This window comes from Actinoallomurus acanthiterrae, assembly GCF_054775715.1.
This window is the reverse complement of the sequence record NZ_BAAHCO010000001.1, coordinates 8,361,608-8,379,995: the sequence shown is the minus strand read 5'-3', so window position 1 is coordinate 8,379,995 and position 18,388 is coordinate 8,361,608. Positions and strand designations below refer to the sequence as shown.

The 18,388-nt window shown below is 71.1% G+C and carries 18 protein-coding genes; 13 read left to right on the top strand and 5 right to left on the bottom strand.

Annotated elements, in window-relative coordinates; all coding sequences use genetic code 11:
* Positions 1 to 126: 126 nt before the first annotated feature.
* Positions 127 to 1,959: an ATP-binding cassette domain-containing protein gene (locus ACYVF7_RS39510; protein ID WP_460350873.1), complete on the bottom strand. Its 1,833-nt coding sequence runs from the start codon at positions 1,957 to 1,959 to the stop codon at positions 127 to 129.
* Positions 1,960 to 2,234: 275 nt separating this feature from the next.
* Between ACYVF7_RS39510 and ACYVF7_RS39505 the strand changes: the two genes are divergently transcribed.
* The 5 genes from ACYVF7_RS39505 (at position 2,235) to ACYVF7_RS39485 (ending at position 8,558) form a co-directional block, all read left to right on the top strand.
* Positions 2,235 to 4,226 (top strand): hypothetical protein, encoded by a 1,992-nt coding sequence (locus tag ACYVF7_RS39505; RefSeq protein WP_460350870.1) that lies wholly within the window; start codon positions 2,235 to 2,237, stop codon positions 4,224 to 4,226.
* 629 nt (positions 4,227 to 4,855) lie between these two features.
* Positions 4,856 to 5,641 (top strand): hypothetical protein, encoded by a 786-nt coding sequence (locus ACYVF7_RS39500; protein WP_460350868.1) that lies wholly within the window; start codon positions 4,856 to 4,858, stop codon positions 5,639 to 5,641.
* The gene (locus ACYVF7_RS39495) at positions 5,638 to 6,021 is read left to right on the top strand and encodes a hypothetical protein (RefSeq protein WP_460350866.1); all 384 of its coding nucleotides are present in this window, start codon (positions 5,638 to 5,640) and stop codon (positions 6,019 to 6,021) included. The genes ACYVF7_RS39500 and ACYVF7_RS39495 overlap by 4 nt, the downstream gene beginning before the upstream one ends.
* 119 nt (positions 6,022 to 6,140) lie before the next feature.
* A complete protein-coding gene (locus ACYVF7_RS39490) occupies positions 6,141 to 6,353 on the top strand; it encodes a hypothetical protein (protein WP_460350864.1) in 213 nt (70 codons plus the stop codon).
* Positions 6,354 to 6,617: 264 nt separating this feature from the next.
* Entirely contained in the window at positions 6,618 to 8,558 is a 1,941-nt protein-coding gene (locus ACYVF7_RS39485; protein WP_460350862.1) for a S9 family peptidase, read from the top strand.
* 227 nt (positions 8,559 to 8,785) lie between these two features.
* Here ACYVF7_RS39485 and ACYVF7_RS39480 read toward each other — a convergent pair whose 3' ends face one another.
* Positions 8,786 to 9,124, bottom strand: a complete 339-nt coding sequence (locus ACYVF7_RS39480) for an STAS domain-containing protein (protein ID WP_460350859.1) — start codon at positions 9,122 to 9,124, stop codon at positions 8,786 to 8,788.
* A gap of 295 nt (positions 9,125 to 9,419) precedes the next feature.
* Here ACYVF7_RS39480 and ACYVF7_RS39475 point away from each other — a divergent pair, with 295 nt between their 5' ends.
* Genes ACYVF7_RS39475 through ACYVF7_RS39465 form a run of 3 tightly spaced genes read left to right on the top strand, consistent with a single transcriptional unit; the run spans position 9,420 to position 10,912 of the window.
* A complete protein-coding gene (locus tag ACYVF7_RS39475) occupies positions 9,420 to 9,560 on the top strand; it encodes a putative leader peptide (protein WP_460350856.1) in 141 nt (46 codons plus the stop codon).
* A gap of 35 nt (positions 9,561 to 9,595) precedes the next feature.
* The gene (locus tag ACYVF7_RS39470; RefSeq protein ID WP_460350854.1) at positions 9,596 to 10,198 is read left to right on the top strand and encodes a winged helix-turn-helix domain-containing protein; all 603 of its coding nucleotides are present in this window, start codon (positions 9,596 to 9,598) and stop codon (positions 10,196 to 10,198) included.
* Positions 10,199 to 10,213: 15 nt separating this feature from the next.
* Entirely contained in the window at positions 10,214 to 10,912 is a 699-nt protein-coding gene (locus tag ACYVF7_RS39465) for a dienelactone hydrolase family protein (protein WP_460350851.1), read from the top strand.
* Between the two features lie 8 nt (positions 10,913 to 10,920).
* Here the strand turns inward: ACYVF7_RS39465 and ACYVF7_RS39460 are convergent, their stop codons facing one another.
* On the bottom strand, positions 10,921 to 12,174 hold the full coding sequence (locus tag ACYVF7_RS39460) for a nucleotidyl cyclase domain-containing protein (protein ID WP_460350849.1): 1,254 nt from the start codon (positions 12,172 to 12,174) through the stop codon (positions 10,921 to 10,923).
* 382 nt (positions 12,175 to 12,556) lie between these two features.
* Here ACYVF7_RS39460 and ACYVF7_RS39455 point away from each other — a divergent pair, with 382 nt between their 5' ends.
* A complete protein-coding gene (locus ACYVF7_RS39455; RefSeq protein WP_460350847.1) occupies positions 12,557 to 13,417 on the top strand; it encodes a hypothetical protein in 861 nt (286 codons plus the stop codon).
* 191 nt (positions 13,418 to 13,608) lie between these two features.
* The gene (locus tag ACYVF7_RS39450) at positions 13,609 to 13,938 is read left to right on the top strand and encodes a hypothetical protein (RefSeq protein ID WP_460350845.1); all 330 of its coding nucleotides are present in this window, start codon (positions 13,609 to 13,611) and stop codon (positions 13,936 to 13,938) included.
* 18 nt (positions 13,939 to 13,956) lie between these two features.
* Here ACYVF7_RS39450 and ACYVF7_RS39445 read toward each other — a convergent pair whose 3' ends face one another.
* Positions 13,957 to 14,346: an FCD domain-containing protein gene (locus ACYVF7_RS39445; RefSeq protein WP_460358366.1), complete on the bottom strand. Its 390-nt coding sequence runs from the start codon at positions 14,344 to 14,346 to the stop codon at positions 13,957 to 13,959.
* The gene (locus tag ACYVF7_RS39440) at positions 14,346 to 14,729 is read right to left on the bottom strand and encodes a GntR family transcriptional regulator (RefSeq protein ID WP_460350843.1); all 384 of its coding nucleotides are present in this window, start codon (positions 14,727 to 14,729) and stop codon (positions 14,346 to 14,348) included. Before ACYVF7_RS39440 ends, ACYVF7_RS39445 begins: the two co-directional genes overlap by 1 nt.
* Positions 14,730 to 14,846: 117 nt before the next feature.
* Here ACYVF7_RS39440 and ACYVF7_RS39435 point away from each other — a divergent pair, with 117 nt between their 5' ends.
* Genes ACYVF7_RS39435 through ACYVF7_RS39425 form a run of 3 tightly spaced genes read left to right on the top strand, consistent with a single transcriptional unit; the run spans position 14,847 to position 18,380 of the window.
* The gene (locus ACYVF7_RS39435; protein ID WP_460350840.1) at positions 14,847 to 16,136 is read left to right on the top strand and encodes an alpha-L-fucosidase; all 1,290 of its coding nucleotides are present in this window, start codon (positions 14,847 to 14,849) and stop codon (positions 16,134 to 16,136) included.
* On the top strand, positions 16,123 to 17,481 hold the full coding sequence (locus tag ACYVF7_RS39430) for an ABC transporter substrate-binding protein (protein WP_460350836.1): 1,359 nt from the start codon (positions 16,123 to 16,125) through the stop codon (positions 17,479 to 17,481). Before ACYVF7_RS39435 ends, ACYVF7_RS39430 begins: the two co-directional genes overlap by 14 nt.
* Entirely contained in the window at positions 17,481 to 18,380 is a 900-nt protein-coding gene (locus ACYVF7_RS39425) for a carbohydrate ABC transporter permease (RefSeq protein ID WP_460350834.1), read from the top strand. Before ACYVF7_RS39430 ends, ACYVF7_RS39425 begins: the two co-directional genes overlap by 1 nt.
* The last annotated feature ends 8 nt before the right edge of the window (positions 18,381 to 18,388 follow it).

Below are 18,388 nucleotides of genomic sequence, written 5' to 3'. Positions count from 1 at the left end.
CGGACACGGCCCGGCGGACACGGCCCGGCGGAGTGGGACGGCGGAGTGGGACGGCGGAGTGGGACGGCGGAGTGAGGCGGCGGAGTGAGGCGGCGGCGCAGTCGGGCGGCGTAGTCCGGCGGCGGCTCACACCGGCTTGATCGATCGCGACCGCGGTGCCGGGTCGTCGAGGTAGGCGGCGGCCTGAACGCGGAAGAACTCGGCGTACGTCCCGTCGACGGCCATCAGCTCGTCGTGGGTGCCGACTTCGATGATCCTGCCCTGGCACAGCACGTGGATCCGATCGGCCGAGCGGACGCTCGAGAACCTATGGGAGATCAGCAGGACGGTACGGTCGGCGAACAGTTCCCGGATGCGGGCGAACAGGTCGGCCTCCGCGCGCGCGTCCATCGCCGCCGTCGGCTCGTCCAGCACGACGAGCGGTGCCTGCCGGAAGAAGGCCCGGGCCAGCGCGACGCGCTGCCACTGCCCGAGGGACAGGTCCGTGCCGCCGGTGAACTCCGACCCGAGGAGCGTGTCGTACCCGCCGGGCAGGTTCGCGACGATCGGGGCGACGCCGGCGCGCCGTGCCGCGCCGAGGACCCGGCCGCGGTCGTCGAGGAACGCCGGATCGCCGAGCGCGATGTTCTCCGCGACGGACAGCTTGTAGCGCAGATAGTCCTGGAACAGCACCGTGGACAGCGCCCGCAGCTCGGCGGCCGAGGCGATGGGCCGTTCGTCGATCAGCAGTTCCCCGGAGTCCGGGACGTACAGCCCGGTCAGCAGCTTGGTCAGCGTCGTCTTGCCCGAGCCGTTCTCCCCGACGAGGGCGATGACCTCGCCGGGGCGCAGGTCGATCGACACGCCGTCCACGGCGGGACGGGCGGTCCCGGGGTAGGTGAAGGAGAGCCGGCGGGCCCGCAGGGAGCCGAACGACCGGCGGGTGACCGCGGGGGGTGGAGGTGGCCCGCCCACGCCGGCGGTGAACGTCCGCAACGCGTCGAGGTGGCGTAGCGAGTCGCCGGACGCCCGCAGAACGGATGTGAGCGCGATGCCCTGCTGCACGCCGATCAGCAGGCCGCCGAGCGCCGTCAGCGCGGCCGCCGTGCCGATGACCCCCGAGGCCGTCGCGACGATCAGACCGCCGACCGCGGCGGCCGCCACGGCGTGCCCGGCCAGTCGCGCCCGGATCTCCTTCCATAGGAATCGCCGCCGGAACGCGACCTCCGCGCTCAGCGCGCGGTCATAACACGCCGTCAACCGGTCGAAGAAGGTACGGCTCAGGCCGAATGCGCGAAGCTCTTTGGCCTCATCTCTGCCGGTGAGCAACTGGGTGAGGTATCCGGCGGTGCGCTGGTTCTCGGTGAGGCTCCGCCGCAGGTCGAAATGGGACCGCTGCTGGAGCAGTGCGACGCGTATCGACGGGATCGCCGCGACGAGCAGAAGCGGAAGCAGCCACCAGGCCATGGCGATCAGCGCGATCACCACCGTCACCAGCGTCAACGCGGTCCGCGTCACCGTCATGACGGTGAACGGCAGATTGGGCGCGTGAATCTGCGCCGCCGTCAGTGTGAGGCGGACCGTGTCGTGAAATCCGGGCCGTTCGAATTCCAGTAGATCCGCCCGGGCCGTGGCCGCGGTCACCGCCTCGACCGCGTCGCGTTCGATGGCGACGCGAAGCACGCTCTGATGAAGGAGACCGATGACATTGAGCGTGCTGTTGACGAATGCGAGGGCCATGACGATGAGCGCCGATATTCCGGCTCGCGGAATGTCGGCGTGTCCGTGCGCGGAGCCGAGCAGCCCGTCGGCCACTCCGTGTCCGCCGAGGATCATGCCGCCCAGCCCGATCGACTGCAGGATCTGCAGAAGCAGGACGGCCACCACCCGGCGATGGTCGGCTCGCCAGCCGAGGGACACCCCGAAGGCCAGCAATTGCCGCATCCCGGTAAAACGCCGCCACTGACCCTCGATCGTCATGGTGCCGCCTTTCTTCGCGCCATGCTCTCCCGTTACCGTCCGGCAGTCTGCCACGCGTCGTGAGGAAATGACGAGCGCCGTGAATGCCTACATCATTGGACAATTCACGCGGCATCTCGGCAATGTCCGTCGCTCTTGGTAAGGTCGGGTCAATGTGTCGCCCAAGCAGTGGCCTTTTCTGGGAAAGATCGATTATCTGGGTGGCGCAGAATGTGAAATTCGATGGAATGTCCGGACCTGGCTCTTCGGGGTGATCGGTGGGAAAACGCAATAGCTTGCCGGATTCGACCCTCCGGCGCGGCACGCTGACCGGTGTCCCGCCCGGAGCTCGGGCCGTCGGCTGCGCCTCGGGCGGGGCGCCGGTCGGCTTCACCGGCACCGCCACGGCCGGACGGATGGTCGTCGAGACGATCTGCTCCTGCGGGAGACGCCATTCGCCGACGCCGGACTTCCGGGCGGTGGCATCCGGGGCGACGGTGCCCGGGGTGGCGGCGTCCGGGGCGGGCTCCCACGCGGGGGCGGGGCCCGGGGTGGGCTCCCACACGGGGGTCGGGTCCGGGGTGGGCTTCCACGCGGAGGCGGGGCCCGGGGCGGGCTCCCACACAAGGGTCGGGCCCGGGGCGGGCTCCCACACGGGGGTCGGGCCCGACGCGGGCTTCCACGCGGAGGCGGGGCCCGGGGCGGGCGTCCACACGACGGCCGACGCTGAGGCAGGGACCGGCTCCCCCGCGGGGGCGGGGGCCGGTCCCGTCGTCGTCGGACCGTTCGCCGCCGCGGGCCGTCTCGCCCAGACGTGGGCCGACCCGGCCACCGGCACTCTCGGCAGGGGCGCGCTGTCGCAGACACGGCTCTTCTACACCGTCGCCGACGGCCCGGACGGCCGCGTGGTGCGGTTCTCCACCGACCTGGCCGACGTGGCCGGCGACGGATCCGCGCCCTGGGTCGCCGCCGTCGCGGCGGCGCTGTCCGGGCAGCCCGTGCCGATGCCGCTCACGCCGCACGAAGGGGTCTTCCAACTGGCGTGCGGCACGGCGCTGAGCACGTCCGGCGGCCGGGAGCGCCTCACCCTGGACGAGTTCGACCTCGCCGCCCTCGCCGCCCTCGCCGACCAGGCCCGCCGGATCCTCGGGCGTCCCGCCGACCCGCGCGAGATGGTCCGCCGAGCCCTCCGGCACGCCGTCGACGAGGCCCTGGCCGCGGCCGGGGGCCGTGGAGTCCTCGGGGACGGCGGCGGGCTCGGCGCGGCGGCCCTGGCCGCGGTCGACCCGGCCCGGCTGCGGCGCCTCCACGTCCATCTGGACGTCCCGGTGCTCGACCGGCGGCGCGGACGACTCGCCGTCGGCGCCGAGGTCATCGACGGCACGAAGCACTGGCGACGGGCCTGCGACGACCCTCGGGCCGATGTCACCGGTGCGGGTGATCCCTGGCCGCCGGTCCTTGAGCTCCTCCGGAGTGCCGGAGATGAGGCCGGCCCGCTCCTCAGCGGGGCGGGGATCGTCCGGCTGCTGACCGGAGTGGCCGACACGCCCGGCCGGCTCCGTACCGGATGGCGGCAGCTCACCATGGCCGCGCCGTTCCCGACCCTGTTCGGCCGACCTGGGTGGCGGGCCTGGAGCCCGCCGCGCGGCGACGAGTCCGCGTCGGCGCACGACCACGCGCACCCGCCGGACGACGCCGACGCCCTCCTCCCGGGCGGCTGGATCTCGCCGGCCGTCGCCGAGGCCGGCGCCGCCGTGACCTCCGCTCAGACCGCCAGCCACCTGCTTCCCATCGTCGACGACACGACGGGCGCGGTCCCCGGCGCCGAGGCCCTGCACGTCGTACTCGACCTTCTCGAGCGCCCGCCACCGGCACCCGGCGACCGCAGGGCCGACCCGGTCCTGGTCTGCGCCCATCCGGTGGTGCTCGGCGCGGCGGTGCTCCTGGCCCGCGACGGTCGCCTTCGGGTGCGCCGGCGCGACGGTCACATCCAGGCCGCCCCGCTGCTGCACGACCTGCTCCCGCCCGGGCGGCGGCCCGGCGACGTGACACCGGACGAACGGGACGGCCTGCTGGCCGCCGCCTTCGTCACCAGCCGCCTGGCCACGCCGGCGCAGCGCGCGGCACTGCTCGCCCGGGCCGACGGCAGTCCCTGGATCGTCCATGACCGCCTGCGCGCCGTTCTCTCCGACTCCATGCGGGTGCTGGCCGACGCGCGGGCGCTGCGCCGGCTCTACGTCACCGCCACGTGCCACCCCGACCTGCTGGCCACGGGAGGGCGGTCATGAGCGAGCGGAGCGAGCGAATCGTAGGCATGGCGCGCCCGGTCACTCCCCAGACGAAGGAGGGCTCATGAGCTGGAGACTCGACGACGGCATCAGCCTGCATCCCATGCCCTTCGGGGGAGCCTTCGTGCTGGACGGCGCCCGGCCGGCCGCCCGGCAGATCGGTTCCGAGCTGGCCGCACTGCTCGCCGGCACCGACCCGGCGCCGGCCCGCCACCGCCCGCCCTCGCCGCCGAGATCCGCGCCGACTCCGCCCCTGCGCCGGGGGACGTCGAACCGGGTGACCGTGCGCTGGGTGACCGTGCGTCGGGGGACGTCGCGTCGGGTGGCCGTGCGCTGGGTGACGGCGCGCTGGGTGGCCGTGCGTCGGCGGACCTCGCGTCGGGGGTCGTCGCGTCGGGTGGCTGTGCGCCGGGGGACGTCGCGTCGGGGGACGTCGAGCTGGGTGACCGTGCGCTGGAGGATGTCGCGCCGGGTGATCGTGCGCCGGGGGACCTCGCGCCGACGGACCTTGCGCCGGGTGACTGCGCGCCGGCGGACCTCCCGTCGGTCGGCCCGCCATCGCGCGCACTCGCCGCCGAGATCCGGGCTGGCGTCGAGGAGGGCTGGTTGATCGAGCAGGAGAGGACCGCATGAGAGAGCTCGCCGGCCTGTGCGCCGCCGCCGTCCTCGTCGGTGGCGTCGCCGTTCTCGCCCTTAGTCTCGCCGCCAAACTCACCGACTGGGAGACCACGCGCGTCAGCTGGCCCATGACGGGCCGCTCGGGCAGGCTCGCGGGGCCGGCCCAGGTGACGGTGGCCGAGGGCCTCGTGGTCGTGGCGGCGCTCGTCCCGTCGTCAGTTTCGGCACGCCTGGGACTGCTCGGCGCCGTCTTCACCGCGTACACGATCGCCGCGCTCCGGATGAGGGGGCGCCGGTGCGCGTGCTTCGGCAGCTGGATTCCCACGCGATTCACGACGGGGCACGCCGCGGGGTGCGCGGTCGTCGCGGCGGCGGCCTTCGCCGGCCTCATCGGCCCCCCAGGGGTCTGGCCCGCCTGCGGCGAGGCCGCCGTCGGCGTCGGCCTCGCCGGATCCGCCGTCGCCTGGTTCGCGCGCCGTTCCGGCACCGGTGACCTGCCGGCACCGGCCGACGTCGACCACATCGTCATCTTCACGGCCGAGTCCTGCCGCTACTGCGCCGCGCTCGAGGCCCAGCGCGACCGCTACGAGGCCATGGCCGACTGCCCGGTGCGCTTCCGGCGCGCCGACACCGAAGAGGACGCGACGGCCGCGGGTGGAGCGTTCCCGGCCGCCGTCGCGTACGACGCGAACGGCACCGCGATCTCCGAGGCTGCCCATGGGCTCGCCGCGATCCGTGATCTGCTACGCCGTTCGACGCCCCACTCCCGCCGACCGGGCTCACAGGTGACCACATGACGACAACGATCAGCGCGATGTGGACGGCACTGCGGCTGCGCCGCGAGGAGCTGCCCGACCTCATCGCCGGAATGGACCGGCCACCCCGGCGGCGCCGCGCCGCCCGCCCGGCCGTCACCCCGATCGTCCTGACGCTGCGGCTCTTCGCCGGCTTCTGCGCTCCGATGCGGGAGAACGCCCTCGTCGTGGCGGCTCTGCACCGCTGTGGCGTCCCCGCGCAACTCGTCGTGGGAGCCGACCCGCTGCCCGAGTCCCACGGGGGATACCGCGTCTTTACCTGGATCGAGATCGCGGGCGTTCCGCTGGACATCGACGCGCCGCCCGGTAATTATCTGGTCGAATTGATCAGATATCCAAAAACGGGCGAATCTCCGCAGTGAGTGCATTTAAAATCGATCAAAATAGGATCAAGAATTGCTCATTGACATCGGTTTCACGGCAGGTCATTCTGTAAGTGCCGGGATGGCCGGTAGTCGCAAAAAGAAAGGATCTGCCACGCATGCACGGTCTTCAAGAAATGGCCGCGACACGCACCACGTTCACCGTCACCCCCTACCGCAACGAGCGCGAGGCCGAGTCCTGCTACTGGGACGGGACGGCGCCGTTCTGCGCCGGCGCCTGCCCGGCCGGATACACCGAGCGGAATCGCAACAGCTGCGGCGACGGTGCCTGCTGCTGGACCGGATACAAGGTCTACTGCTGCCGGGCATAAAGGTCCTTCGAGGGCTTGAGGTCACCGGCCGTTGCGGCGGGTGACATGATCGACGAGAGACTCCGGAAACAGGTCTGCGACATGCTCGACGCGTGCGTCGAGACCGCGACGGAATCTCACAGTGGCGGGTATGGCAGCTCGCTCACCCGGATGCCATATCCGCCCACCGTTCGTTCCGGTCGAATTCCAGCGAGCCTGCCGTCCGGGCGGTTGTCCTTTCATTTTCCGGACGGCACGCGGTGGGTCCCGGAGCGGCTACGAGAAGTGCTCGGAAGACCGGTCCAGCACCCCACGGAGCATCGCCTGTTCGCGGGTGTCGCGCTCGAACCCGGCCGCCCGCGGTGCTGGATCGCCGATGCCGTGGCACGCTCGGTCACGTTCCTGGCCCCGGTGCCGGCCTTGCTTTCGGGCGACGAGTTCCCCGTGGCCTGGGCGGGCCCCGCACTCGTGGTGCCGGTGGACCTGTCGAGCGGCCCGTACGACGCTCTGGCCCCGGCCCACCACGCGATGCCCCGGGTCTTCGAAGCCGCGCCCGGCCAACGGGTCCGGGTCCTTGGCGACGCTCACGACGCGGAAGACCGGCCATCCCGCTTCGTCACGCTGGATCCGGCCGGAGGAGCGGTCGAGCGGATCCCCCTCGGCGCCCGGCCGTACCAACAGGTGCGGGGCGCGCCGACCGGGCACGTCGCCGCCTGCGCTCCGGCGACGATCGGCGGCGCGCTCGTGGCAGTCGGCGTCCCCGGATCCTCGGACGAACATCTGATCCAGGCCGACGAGGGCCAACTGCTCGAGTTCTGCTGGATCCGAGCCGCCCGCCACGCGCCACATCACGCGCCCCGGCACACCGGCGGACCCACCGCGACAACCACCACGGCGACGGCGACAGCGGCGGCGACGGCGGGGACTGTGGCGGCGATGGCGGGAACGGGGGCGGGGGCGACGACGAGAACGGGGACAGCGGCGGGGACGGAGACAGGGACGGCGCACCTGGTCGTGGTCACGGGCGACCTGGACGGTTTCGCGGTCACCTCGTATGCGATGGCGGACGGTCCGATCGAGCGCGCACGGCCGCTGCACCGGCACCGAGGGCGCTACCTCCAGGCGCACTGCCAGGACGGTCTCTTCATCCTGGCGCTGGACGCCGACGGTGCCTACTCCGTCCTTGTCGTCGACCCCGGTTCACCTCGGCCCGTCCGGTGTCTGGGTCTCGGCCTCCGGCCGCCCACGCTGATCAAGATCGCTGCCGTCGCTCCCCGCCCGGTGGCGGGCGGTCGGCGGTTCGCCACCGTCGACGCCGCGAACCATCTGGCCGTCTGGGAGGTGCCGGAGGAGGGCATGGACGCGAGTCGGCTCTGCGACCTCACAGTGCCGGAGGACGAGGAGCTCATCGCCGTCGCGGGCTGGTCTCCCGGCGACGTACGGCCCGTCCGCGGCAAGCGGCGGGTGCGGTCCCCGCTGCCGGCCCACCCGGGAGGGCCGCCGCCGTTGCATGGCCGGATTCCCGAGGCGGGCGCGGAGTTCTCGCTCCACCTGCCCGCACGGCCGGATCCGCCGGCCGTCCTCGTCTGGCTGTCGCAGGCGGCCGAGACGGTCCCCGGCGGGGGGGCCGCGCTCGATCCCCACTGGCTGACCCTCGCCGGATACGGCGTACTCGACCTGAGGCTCGTCCCTCGTTGGTCGCCAGGTGTTCCCGATGAGGAGATCCGGCCCCGCCTCGTCCGGCAGATTCGCGACGCGGTGCTCCGCAGTGGAGTCGCCGACCGCACCGGCCCGTCTCGTCTCGCCGTCGGTGGCGCCAGTTTCGGCGCGACACTCGCGTTGCTGGCCATCGCGGACTGTGATCTGTTCGGTACCGCGATCGTGCAGAGCGGTGCGTACTCACGGCAGTTGACGCTCTTGGGCTTCCAGGATGAGACCCGTACGCTCTGGGAGGCTCCGCGCGTCTACCAGGATTTCGACGCGATCGTTAACGCGCCCCGCATCCGGCGGCCGGTTCTGATCATCCACGGCGACGCCGACCCGAATCCGGCGACCCCCGTGACCCAGGCGACGCTTCTGTTCCAGGCGCTCGTCGCCAACGGGACCCGAGCGCGGCTCGTCCTGCTTCCAGGGGAAGGCCACTCGCCTCAGAGCCGGGATGGCATCGCGACGGCCTTGGCGGAGAAGGCCGCCTGGCTGACCGCGACGGGCCCGTCGCCGGTTTGACGGCCCGCCCCTGGCGGACCTGTGTTAGCGGCCCTGCCTTGGCGGCCCCAGCTTGAGGGCCCGCCCTTGACTGCCTGGCCTTGACTGCCTGGCCTTGGCGGCCCGGCCTTGGCGGCCCGGCCTAGACGGCCCGGTCTTGACGGCCCGGTCTTGACGGCCAGGCCTCAGCGGTGTGGCTTCGCGACGTTATGTGGCAGACCTGGTGCGACCCGCCTCCAGGGCCGCCGTCAGGTCCGCGTCACCGCCGGTGCCGGCCCGGCGCCGGGAAGTTGGTCGAGGCTGGAAAGGAACCTGTCGAGGCCCGTGATCCGGAGCATCCGCTGGACGTGCCCGGCGGGGCGGAGCAGGAGTAGGTCGCCGCCGGCCTTACGGGCGCGCTTCCACGCGCCGACGAAACAGCCGAGCCCCACCGAGTCGCAGAAGTCCAGGGCGGACAGGTCGAGGGCGATCCGGGGCTGCCCCGCCGAGAGCATGGCGTCCAGTCGTTCGCGGAGTTCTCCGACGGTCGTGTAGTCGAGCTCCCCAGCCACCTGGATCAGGGACCACTCGCCCCGTGTTCCGATCACCACATCCAGCGTCGCTTCCTCCGGTCGATCCGCCGCCATGTCGTCTCTACCTCCACGCCGAATGATGGTGGTCTTCACCCTTGGACCGCCATTCATCCTTGGCCGATCGTATGGCAAGCCTGCCCACGCCCTTCCCCTCCCGGTTCCCAGGACCACCGGGCGGAACGAGGGGCGGATCGGCGACGCGCTCGCAGCCGCCGGCGCCCTTCCCTCGACCCATCCGGTCCACTGACGTGGGGTACCCCCATCCCGCCGACTCATCCCGATCGACGGAATCACATGACGGGCGTTATTTATGATATTTCAGGTTGACAAAGTAGGAATAGTTCCGCAGTCTGGAATCGTGAGTCGCAACGTTCCCTTGACGGTGCGCCGGCACGTCGATCTGCGCCGGCAGGCCAGCGCCCTGTGTGCGTCCCCGACGCCCCGGCCCTGAAGATCCGTACCCATGGGAACGAAGGAAGTCAGTCGATGTCACGACTTCAGGTTGCGAAGCTCGATCCCGGCCTCCAGGACGACGATCAGCGCGGGCTCGGCGACGCGCTTCCGGCGATCGTCGGCGACGTGCCGCCGGGCGGTCTGCTCGAGATGATCCCGATCCCGGAGACGGGTCAGGTGATGGTGATCACGGCGCATCTCCTGCCGGCGGCGGACGTCGAGGCACCCAGGACGCCCGGGACGCCCGGGACGTCCGGGACGCACGAGACGCCTGGGACACCGCCGGCGTCCCGGGAGCGTCCCGAAGAGGAGCCCGACGACCTGGTGGTGGTCGAGCGCGATGCCAGGCGCGTCTGGGTGGACGGGACGGAGGTGCCGCTGACGTTCCAGGAGTTCGAGCTGCTGGACTACCTGACGGCGCGACCGGGCAAGGTGTTCACCCGGCTCCATCTGATGAACGCCGTCTGGGATGCCGGGGGCGTGGTCGTCCCGCGAACGGTCGACGTCCACGTCCATCGGCTGCGCCGCAAGCTCGGCCGGCACGGCAGGCGCCTGGTGACCGTACGGCGGGTCGGCTACTGCTACCGCCCATCCGAGGAGCGCCGGATCCCGGACCGGTCGTCCTCCTCGGTTTGATCTACGCTGGACGCCGTGACTTCACGTGTCGAGCAGGTGACGGTCCCCGGCGGTGCGTTCGACCTGAACGTCTGGCTGCCCGAGGGCGGCACCGGGCCCGGAGTTCTGATCATTCAAGAGATCTTCGGGGTCAGTGACTACATCGAGGCGGTCGCCGAGGACCTCGCCCGGCTGGGATACGTCGCCGCCGCACCGGATCTGTTCTGGCGGCTGCGGCCCGGCTGGCGTGCCGGGCACGACGAGACGGGCCTCAAGGAGTCGCTCGAGCTGGCCCAGCGCTTCGACCTCGAGCAGGGCGTCGCCGACGCGGCCGCCGCCCTCGACCACCTCGCCGGCCTTCCCGACGTGGACGGCCCGGTGGGGATCGTCGGGTTCTGCCTCGGCGGCTCGATCGCCTTCGCCCTCGCCGCGCGCGGCACCGCGGCGGCCGTCGTGTCCTTCTACGGCTCCGCCGTGCCGGAACGGCTCGCCCTACTGGACTCCATCGAACGGCCGCTGCAACTGCACTTCGGCGGCAGCGACCCGTACATCCCACGCGCGGAGGTCGCCCGGATCGAGGCCGCCGTCGCGGAGCGGCCCGCCGTCGAGATCCACGTCGAGGAGCAGGCGGGGCACGCCTTCCACAACCGCAAGGCACCGATGTTCTACGACGCCGAGCCGGCCGCCCGCGCCTGGCGTCGCGCCGAGGACTTCCTCGCCCGCCACCTGCGCTGAGCCGGGGCTCATCCCTCGAAGAAGCAGATGCGCACTCCCGAGACGACCTTCTCGACTGGGACGAAGGACGCCAGGCCGGTGTGCTCGCGCAGGGCGTCGCTGAGGTAGACGTGGCCCGGCCGACCGAGGTCCTGGGCCATCTTCGACGCGACGTTGACCGGTGCGCCGGCGACGTCCCGGCCGCCGCCGGGAGTCTCTCCGGCCAGCACCGGCCCGGTGTCCACGCCGATCCGGGAGACGATCTCGCGGTCGGCCAGGGCCGCGCGTAGCCGCAGCGCGAAGCGCACCGCCGGCTGCGGCTCGTCGAAGAGGTAGATCGCCAGCGGACCGGCGACCTTGATCTCGAGGGCGCCGCGCGGGGGCAGCAGCCGCAGGCCGGTCTCCTTCATCACCGCGGACCGGGACAGCCCGCGCAGCAGCGCGACGTCGGGCGTCTCCGCCGGGACGCCGCCGCGCTCGGCCAGGACGATCGTCCCCTCGCGGAGGTGGCGTGCGGTGAGCTCCGCGAGGAGCGCGGCGTCTCCGGGGCGTTTCTCCAGGCGGAGCAGGTCGGCGTGCAGGTCGGGGGAGTAGGGGATGGGATATCGCTCGCCGTCCACCGGCCGCACGTCGTCCAGGCGCGGCCCGTCGAGCACCCGATGGACGGTGCCGAGCGGGTGGGCCGGCGCGTCCTTGCGTCGCAGGACGAAGGGGTGCCCGGCCGGGAGCCGATCGGCCACCGCCTCCGTCACGACGATCTCGCCGCCGTCGACGTGGTTCTCCGCGAGGTCCTCGATCGCGTCGGCCGCCGCGCCGTACAGGCCGCCGGACAGCGCGCTGAAGGTCCCGCGATGGGCGCCGATGCCGATCCGGACCTGGCAGTGACGCCGGATCTCGTCCTGAACGGTCAGCAGGGCGGACAGCACCGTCGCGGCGCGGGTCTCGGCCGGGTGGAACATCTGGCCGTTGTCGGCGGCCCACACGCCGACGGGTCGGCCGCCGACGGACCTGCCGTACGCGTGCAGGATCCGCTTGGGCCGGTCGATGAGCGCGAGCACCTCCAGGAGCGTCAGCCGCTCACTGAGCCGGGTCAGCCCCGCCGAGTCCGACACGACGCTGTAGCCCTCGATCGCGTACCCGCTCAGGAGGCGCCGCGCGTCAGCGGCGGTCCCGCCGCTTCGCCGCCATTGCTCGACCAGGGCCGATGGCGGCTCGCCGGCGATGTCATGGGTGAGGTCGAAGTCGCCGGGCGCGTGCCGGCCCGAAGGGGATTCGGAGGTCACCGCGCCAGAATAACAGCGAAGAGTCATCAATTGAACGCCCTAAGTTATATTGATCTACACCGTAAAGGCGATGGCCATAGACATCCGATGTATTGCTTCTCAGTGACGCGTCCACCTGGGCGACGATACGGTCCCCGCGTCCGGTCGCAAGTGCCATGGAACGGAGCGTCTGCCGCAATCTCGCGTGCATATACGCCGCTCGAAAGAGGGTTAGTGCGAGCGATCGTCCTTTTTTAGGAAACCTTGTTGATAGAAGACTCCTCCGATGATTCCATGGGCGCACACGCCCTGAGCCGGCCGTTCACCCGCACGGCTCGGGGTCCCCCGCCCCGTCGCGTGGCGGCGCACCTCACCCGCCTCGCGCACCAGCGAAGGAGTCTCCGTGACCGATCGCTCAGCATCTCCCCGGTACGAACGCCGGCGCGTGCTCGGCTCGCTCGCCGTCGCCGCCATGGTCGCGCCGATCGCGCTCACCGGATGCGCCTCGGCCTCGGCCGGTGGCCTGACGGCCGACAGTCAGGCGCTCGGCGCCAAGGCCGCCGCGCAGGTGCTCTGGTCTCCGAACCCGGCCACCGACGGCCTCAACGCGTTCGAGGGCATCGAGGCCGACCGCGCCGGCAAGCACCCGGGCCGCAAGTACGTCTACGTCGAGGGCGACCACTACCGGTTCGACATCTACAAGGACGATCTGGACAGCACCGGCGACAACGACCGGCAGCGGACAGAGTCCAAGGGCATGGTGTCCAACGGCACGGCCCTCAAGATGAAGAACGGCGAGACCTGGACCATCTCGTACGAGATGTACATGCCGTCCACGCTGCACGGCACCAGCAAGTTCACGCACATCTTCCAGCTCAAGACGCCGGCCACGAACGGCGGGCCCTGGATCACGCTGGACCTGGGCCGGAGCGGCAGCACCGAGACGTTCCATGCCCGCGCGTACAGCATGTCGGGATCGCCGGACATCGCCTCGACCAACCTGTCCCCGCTGCGCGACAAGTGGATCACCGTCGAGTGGACGTTCACGATCGGCTCGAAGGGCAAGGCGGGGTTCGTGGCCCGCAACGGCACCGGCTCCAGCGCGCCCGTCGTGGCCGACGGCAGCATGTCCAACGTCAACATCCCCGACCAGGGCGACTACGTCCGGCCCAAGTGGGGGATCTACCGGTCGATCAAGAGCGCGTCCTCCGACATCATCGACACCCACCTGCTGTTCCGGAACTACAAGGCCTCCCGCGCCTAGCCGGATGACCGGTCACGGTGAGGTCCTCCGCCGGCGGGGGACCTCACCGTCCACGGCCGCGCCAGAGCCCCCTTCTCCCGACGCGCTCCGCTCATGACGGGCCACGGTCCGGTGTAGGTTCATCCCCGACCTAGAGGATCTGGGGGAACGTGGGGGGACGGTCGCGACGGCGCCGTACGGGACCGAGCGGCGTGGCCTCTGCCGGCATCGCTCCGAGGCCTGCGGACACGCCGAAGCCCGACAGCCCGGCCCCGGACGCCGGTGCCCCTGCCGCCGGCGGCGATGCGCGCCGAGCGCCGTACATCGTCCTCGTCGCGGCGCTCAGCCTGTTCCTCCTGGCCTGGCCCGATGCCGAGCGGGTCTGGGTCGCGTCCGACCCGCCGTGGTGGCTGGCCGACGTGACGACCGTTCTCGGCGTCGTCGCGGTCTGGCTCTTCGCGCGAGCCCTGCTCGTCGCCGACCTGCGCGCCACGGTGCTGCTCGTGCCGCTCGGCCGCCTCGTTCATCATCACGCGGCCTGACGCCAGAACTCTCCGGCGTCATTCCTGGTAGGCGCTCTTCAGCCGCGACCGCGACGTCTCCAGGTGGCCGCGCATGGCCGCCGCCGCGGCGTCCGGATCCCGTCGCTCGATGGCGGCGAGCACCGTACGGTGCTCGTCGACGGCGTGACCGGCGATCCCCTGGCGGAAGTAGAGGCGGTAGCTGTGCGTGTGCGCGCGGAACCTGCGCAACGTGTCGGCGATGAGAGGGCTGCGGCTGGCCTGCGCGATCGCGTCGTGGAACGCGGCGTCCAGTTCGGCGAAGCCGCGGTACGCCTCGTAGGTGTCGCCGCGCAGCGTGGGCGTCATCCGCTCGATGAGGCGGTGCATCTCGGTCACCTCCTCCGGGGTGGCGTGCCGGGCTGCGCGGGCGGCGGCCGCCGGCTCGATCAGCAGGCGGACGTCGTACAGGTCGTCCAGGCCGGCCTGGTCGAGCAGGGGAGCGACGAGATACCCGGCGTTCGGCCGCGTACGACGAGCCCCTCTGACTCGCAGCGTGCGAGTGCCTCGCGGACCGGGGTCTGCGACACCTCCAGCCGGCGGGCCAGCCCGTCGATGGACAACCGCGTCCCGGGCTCCAGGTCGTGGTCCATCAGCAGCGTCTTGAGCGTCTGGAACACCGACTCGCGGACGTTGACCTTGGCCGGTCCGGCCGCGCCCGGGTCGGCTCCGGCGTCAGCGCGCCCGGACGGCGGCGGCTCGCTCATCACACCTCCCAGTTCGACGACGCCCACGATCTCAGCGGGACCGATTCGTCGGTACGTCACCGCCATGGCCGCGAATCTTTGTCGACCACCTGTTGACACGCGTCGGAACAGACCTGCATTCTCTCGTTCAAATCGTATCGTATCCGATCCGGGCCACGCCCGCCGGAAACAGAGGGTGATCTCGTGGCTCTTCCCGACTGGTTCAGCGAAGCGGGCTTCGGGCTGTTCGTCCATTGGGACCACGCCAGCACGCAGGGCCTGGAGATCGGGTGGCCGCTGGTCGGCAAGTCGATCCTGCCAGGGCGAACGGAGCCGGAGGCCGACGTCACGGTCGCGGAGTACCAGTCGAGCGCGGCGGTCTTCGACCCCCGGCGCTGGGACCCCCGGGCGGTCGCCCGGCTGGCCCGCGACGCGGGCGCCCGCTACGTCGTCTTCACCGTCCGCCACCACGCCGGCTACTCGATGTACCACACCCGGTGGTCGCGGTTCTCCATCGCGGCGTCACCGTACGGGCGTGACATCACCCGCGAGTTCTTCGACGCGCTGCGCGCCGAGGGACTCCGCGTCGGCGTCTACTACTCCCTCCTCGACTGGAACCACCCGGACTACCCCGCGTTCACCGACGCCGACCGTCCCTATCCGCACGACCTGTACCGGCGGCCTTCGCCGGAGCGGTGGGCGCGGTACCTCGACTACGTCAAGGGGCAGCTCACCGAGCTGCTCACCGACTACGGGCCGATCGACCTGCTGTGGTTCGACGGCGAGTGGGAGCGCACCGCCGAGGAGTGGCACGCCGCGGAGCTGCGCGAACTGATCAAGTCGCTGCAGCCGGAAGTGATCATCAACGACCGCCTCCCCGGCCAGGGCGACTACGCCACCCCCGAGCAGGGCATGCCGCGGCGCCCTCCGGCCGGCCCGTGGGAGCTGTGCCTCACCATGAGCGAGAGCTGGGCGTACCGGCCGGACGACCTGGACTACAAGAGCCCGCGGCTGCTCGCCGGCTACCTGAGCGAGGTCGTCTCCCGCGGCGGCAACCTCCTGCTCAACATCGGACCGCGGGGCGACGGGTCGCTCGTGCCGACCGAGGTCGCCACCCTCAAGGCGCTCGGCGCCTGGCTGGCCGGCCACGGCGAGAGCGTCATCGGCGCCGGGCCGGCGCCCGAGCGCATCGACTTCCACGGTCCGGTCACCCAGCGGGGCGACCAGATCTACCTGCACCTGCTCCTGCGCCCCCAGGACGACCTCATCGTCCGCAACGTTCCCATCAGCTCGGTCACCGGCGTACGCATGCTCGGCACCGAACAACCGCTCCCGTACCGCGTGAACGAGGAGGTGCACAAGGCGAACGGCGCCGACGACGAACCGCTCGGCGAACTCTTCATCACCGTGCCACCGCCGACCGGCGCGCTCATCGACGTCATCGCGATCGAACTGGCCACCTCCCCGAAGGACGAGTCACGTGCGAGTCTCTAGAACAGCAAGGGCCACCCGATACACCGCCGTCGCCGGTGTCCTGCTCGCGACCGCCGCGGTGCTGTCGGCGTGCGGCACCGGCCCCACCTCCGGCGGCGACGGCAAGTCGCTCCGGGTGCAGATCGCCACCGGGCCGATGGGCACCGCCATGCGGCAGGTCGGCACGGACTTCGAGAAGGCCAACCCGGGAACCAAGGTCACCTTCGAGGGCGTCGACTCGAACAGCTCGCGCGGCCCGAACGTCGCGTTGCTCAGCTCGACCGCCACCCCCGACATCGGCTACCTCCAGCGCAGCACCGGCGTCTGGTCGGCGTTGCTGAAGAACCACCAGCTGACCCCGATCGACGACGTCTGGACGGCCGCGGACCTCGCGAACAAGTATTCCAAGAGCCAGACCGCCTACTACACGACCGACGGGCACCACTACGGCGTCCTCTACGACGAGTTGCTGATCGCTCCCGTCTACTACAACAAGGCGGCCTTCGCGAAGGCCGGCATCCCCGACCCGCCCGGCCACCAGGTCGCGTCCGTCGCCGACTTCGAGTCCATGGTGGGCAGGCTCAAGACCGCCGGCTACCAGGGCTTCGGCGTGGGCGGTTCGAGCCCGTTCGACCTGGGGCACACGCTCGACGCACTGCTGCCCACCGCGGTGACGCCCGAGCAGTACAGCGCCATGCTTACGAACTTCAAGCCGGGATCGCCCACGGACGTCAAGTACACCGATCCGGGCTTCGTGAAGGTCCTGCAGACGATCCGGGACTGGCAGACGAAGGGCATCTACCAGAAGGGGATGCTCGGCATGGACACCACCCAGGCGCAGGCGCTGTTCACCAGCGGCAAGCTCGCGATGCTGCAGGGCGGCAACTACTCCTACGCGGACCTGAAGACGGCCAAGCCGTCGTTCGACATGGGCTGGTTCCTGCTGCCCCCGCTCACCGCGGGCCGTAAGACGCCGTTCGACGCCTTCAACGGCGACACCTTCGTGATCCCGGCGAAGGCCGCGAACCCCGCGCTCGCCAAGAAGTTCCTCGAGTTCTTCATGACCGACAAGTACCAGGTCAGCGTCATCGCCGGGACCGGCTCGCTGCCCGTGTTCACCTCGATCAAGCCGTCGAGCCTGTCGAACCTCGGCGACCTGGTGCAGCAGCAGTTCGAACTGTCGCAGTCCGTCGGACTGGTCAACATCTGGGACTCCACCGTGCCCTCCACGCTCGGACAGGCCTTCGCCGTGCCGGTGCTGCAGAAGCTCGTGGCGGGCAAACTGAGCCCCCAGCAGGCGGCGCAGCAGTTCCAGACGGCGCTGGAGAACCTCCAGTCCGGCAAGGTCTCCGGAGCGTCCGACTGATGGCCTCACCCCATGTGGCGGCGCGCGCCCGCCGCCCGCGGATCTTCCCGCTCGCCATGATCGCTCCGGCCATGCTGCTGCTGGCCCTGTTCATCGCCTTCCCGATCGCGGAGTCCGTGCACATCAGTCTCGGGTCCTGGGACGGCGTCGGCTCGGTCGCCTTCCGCGGCCTGGCCAACTACCGGCGTCTCGTCCATGACTCGCTGATCCGTCAGTCGATCGTCACCAGCCTGGCGTTCTTCCTCGGCACCGTGGTGTTCACGGTGGTGATCGGCTGCCTGCTCGCCAACGCGGTCAGCCGGAACGTTCCCGGCGCCCGGATCTTCAAGGTCGTGTGGTTCCTGCCGGTGATCATCCCGGTCAGCGTCGCGGGCGTCTTCTGGTCGAACGCCTTCCAGCCGACGAGCGGCGTGGTGAACTCGGTGCTCGGCTCCGTCGGGCTCGGCGACGGGCACGCCTGGCTCGCCTCGTCCTCGACCGCGCTGTACGCGACGATCTTCGTCGCGGTGTGGACGCAGACCGGGTACGCGATGCTGATCCTGCTGGGCGCGATGGACGCGATCCCGCCGGAGGTCCACGAGGCGGCCACCCTCGACGGAGTCGGCGCGGCCGGGCGGCTGTTCCGCATCACGCTGCCGAACATCCTGCCGATGCTGGGCACGATCACCACACTGATGTCGGTGTTCTCGTTCAACGCCTTCGGCGTCATCTACGCGATGACCCGCGGTGGACCCGGCAACTCCACGAGCATCCTGCCGGTACTGGTCTACAAACAGTCCTTCCTCGACCAGGACTACGGCTACGGCTCGGCCACCGCGGTCGTGACGACACTGATCGTGGGAGCGATCGGCATCATGGTGCTGCAGGTGTTCCGTCAGCGCTCCCTGGACGCGCGATGACGGCCTCG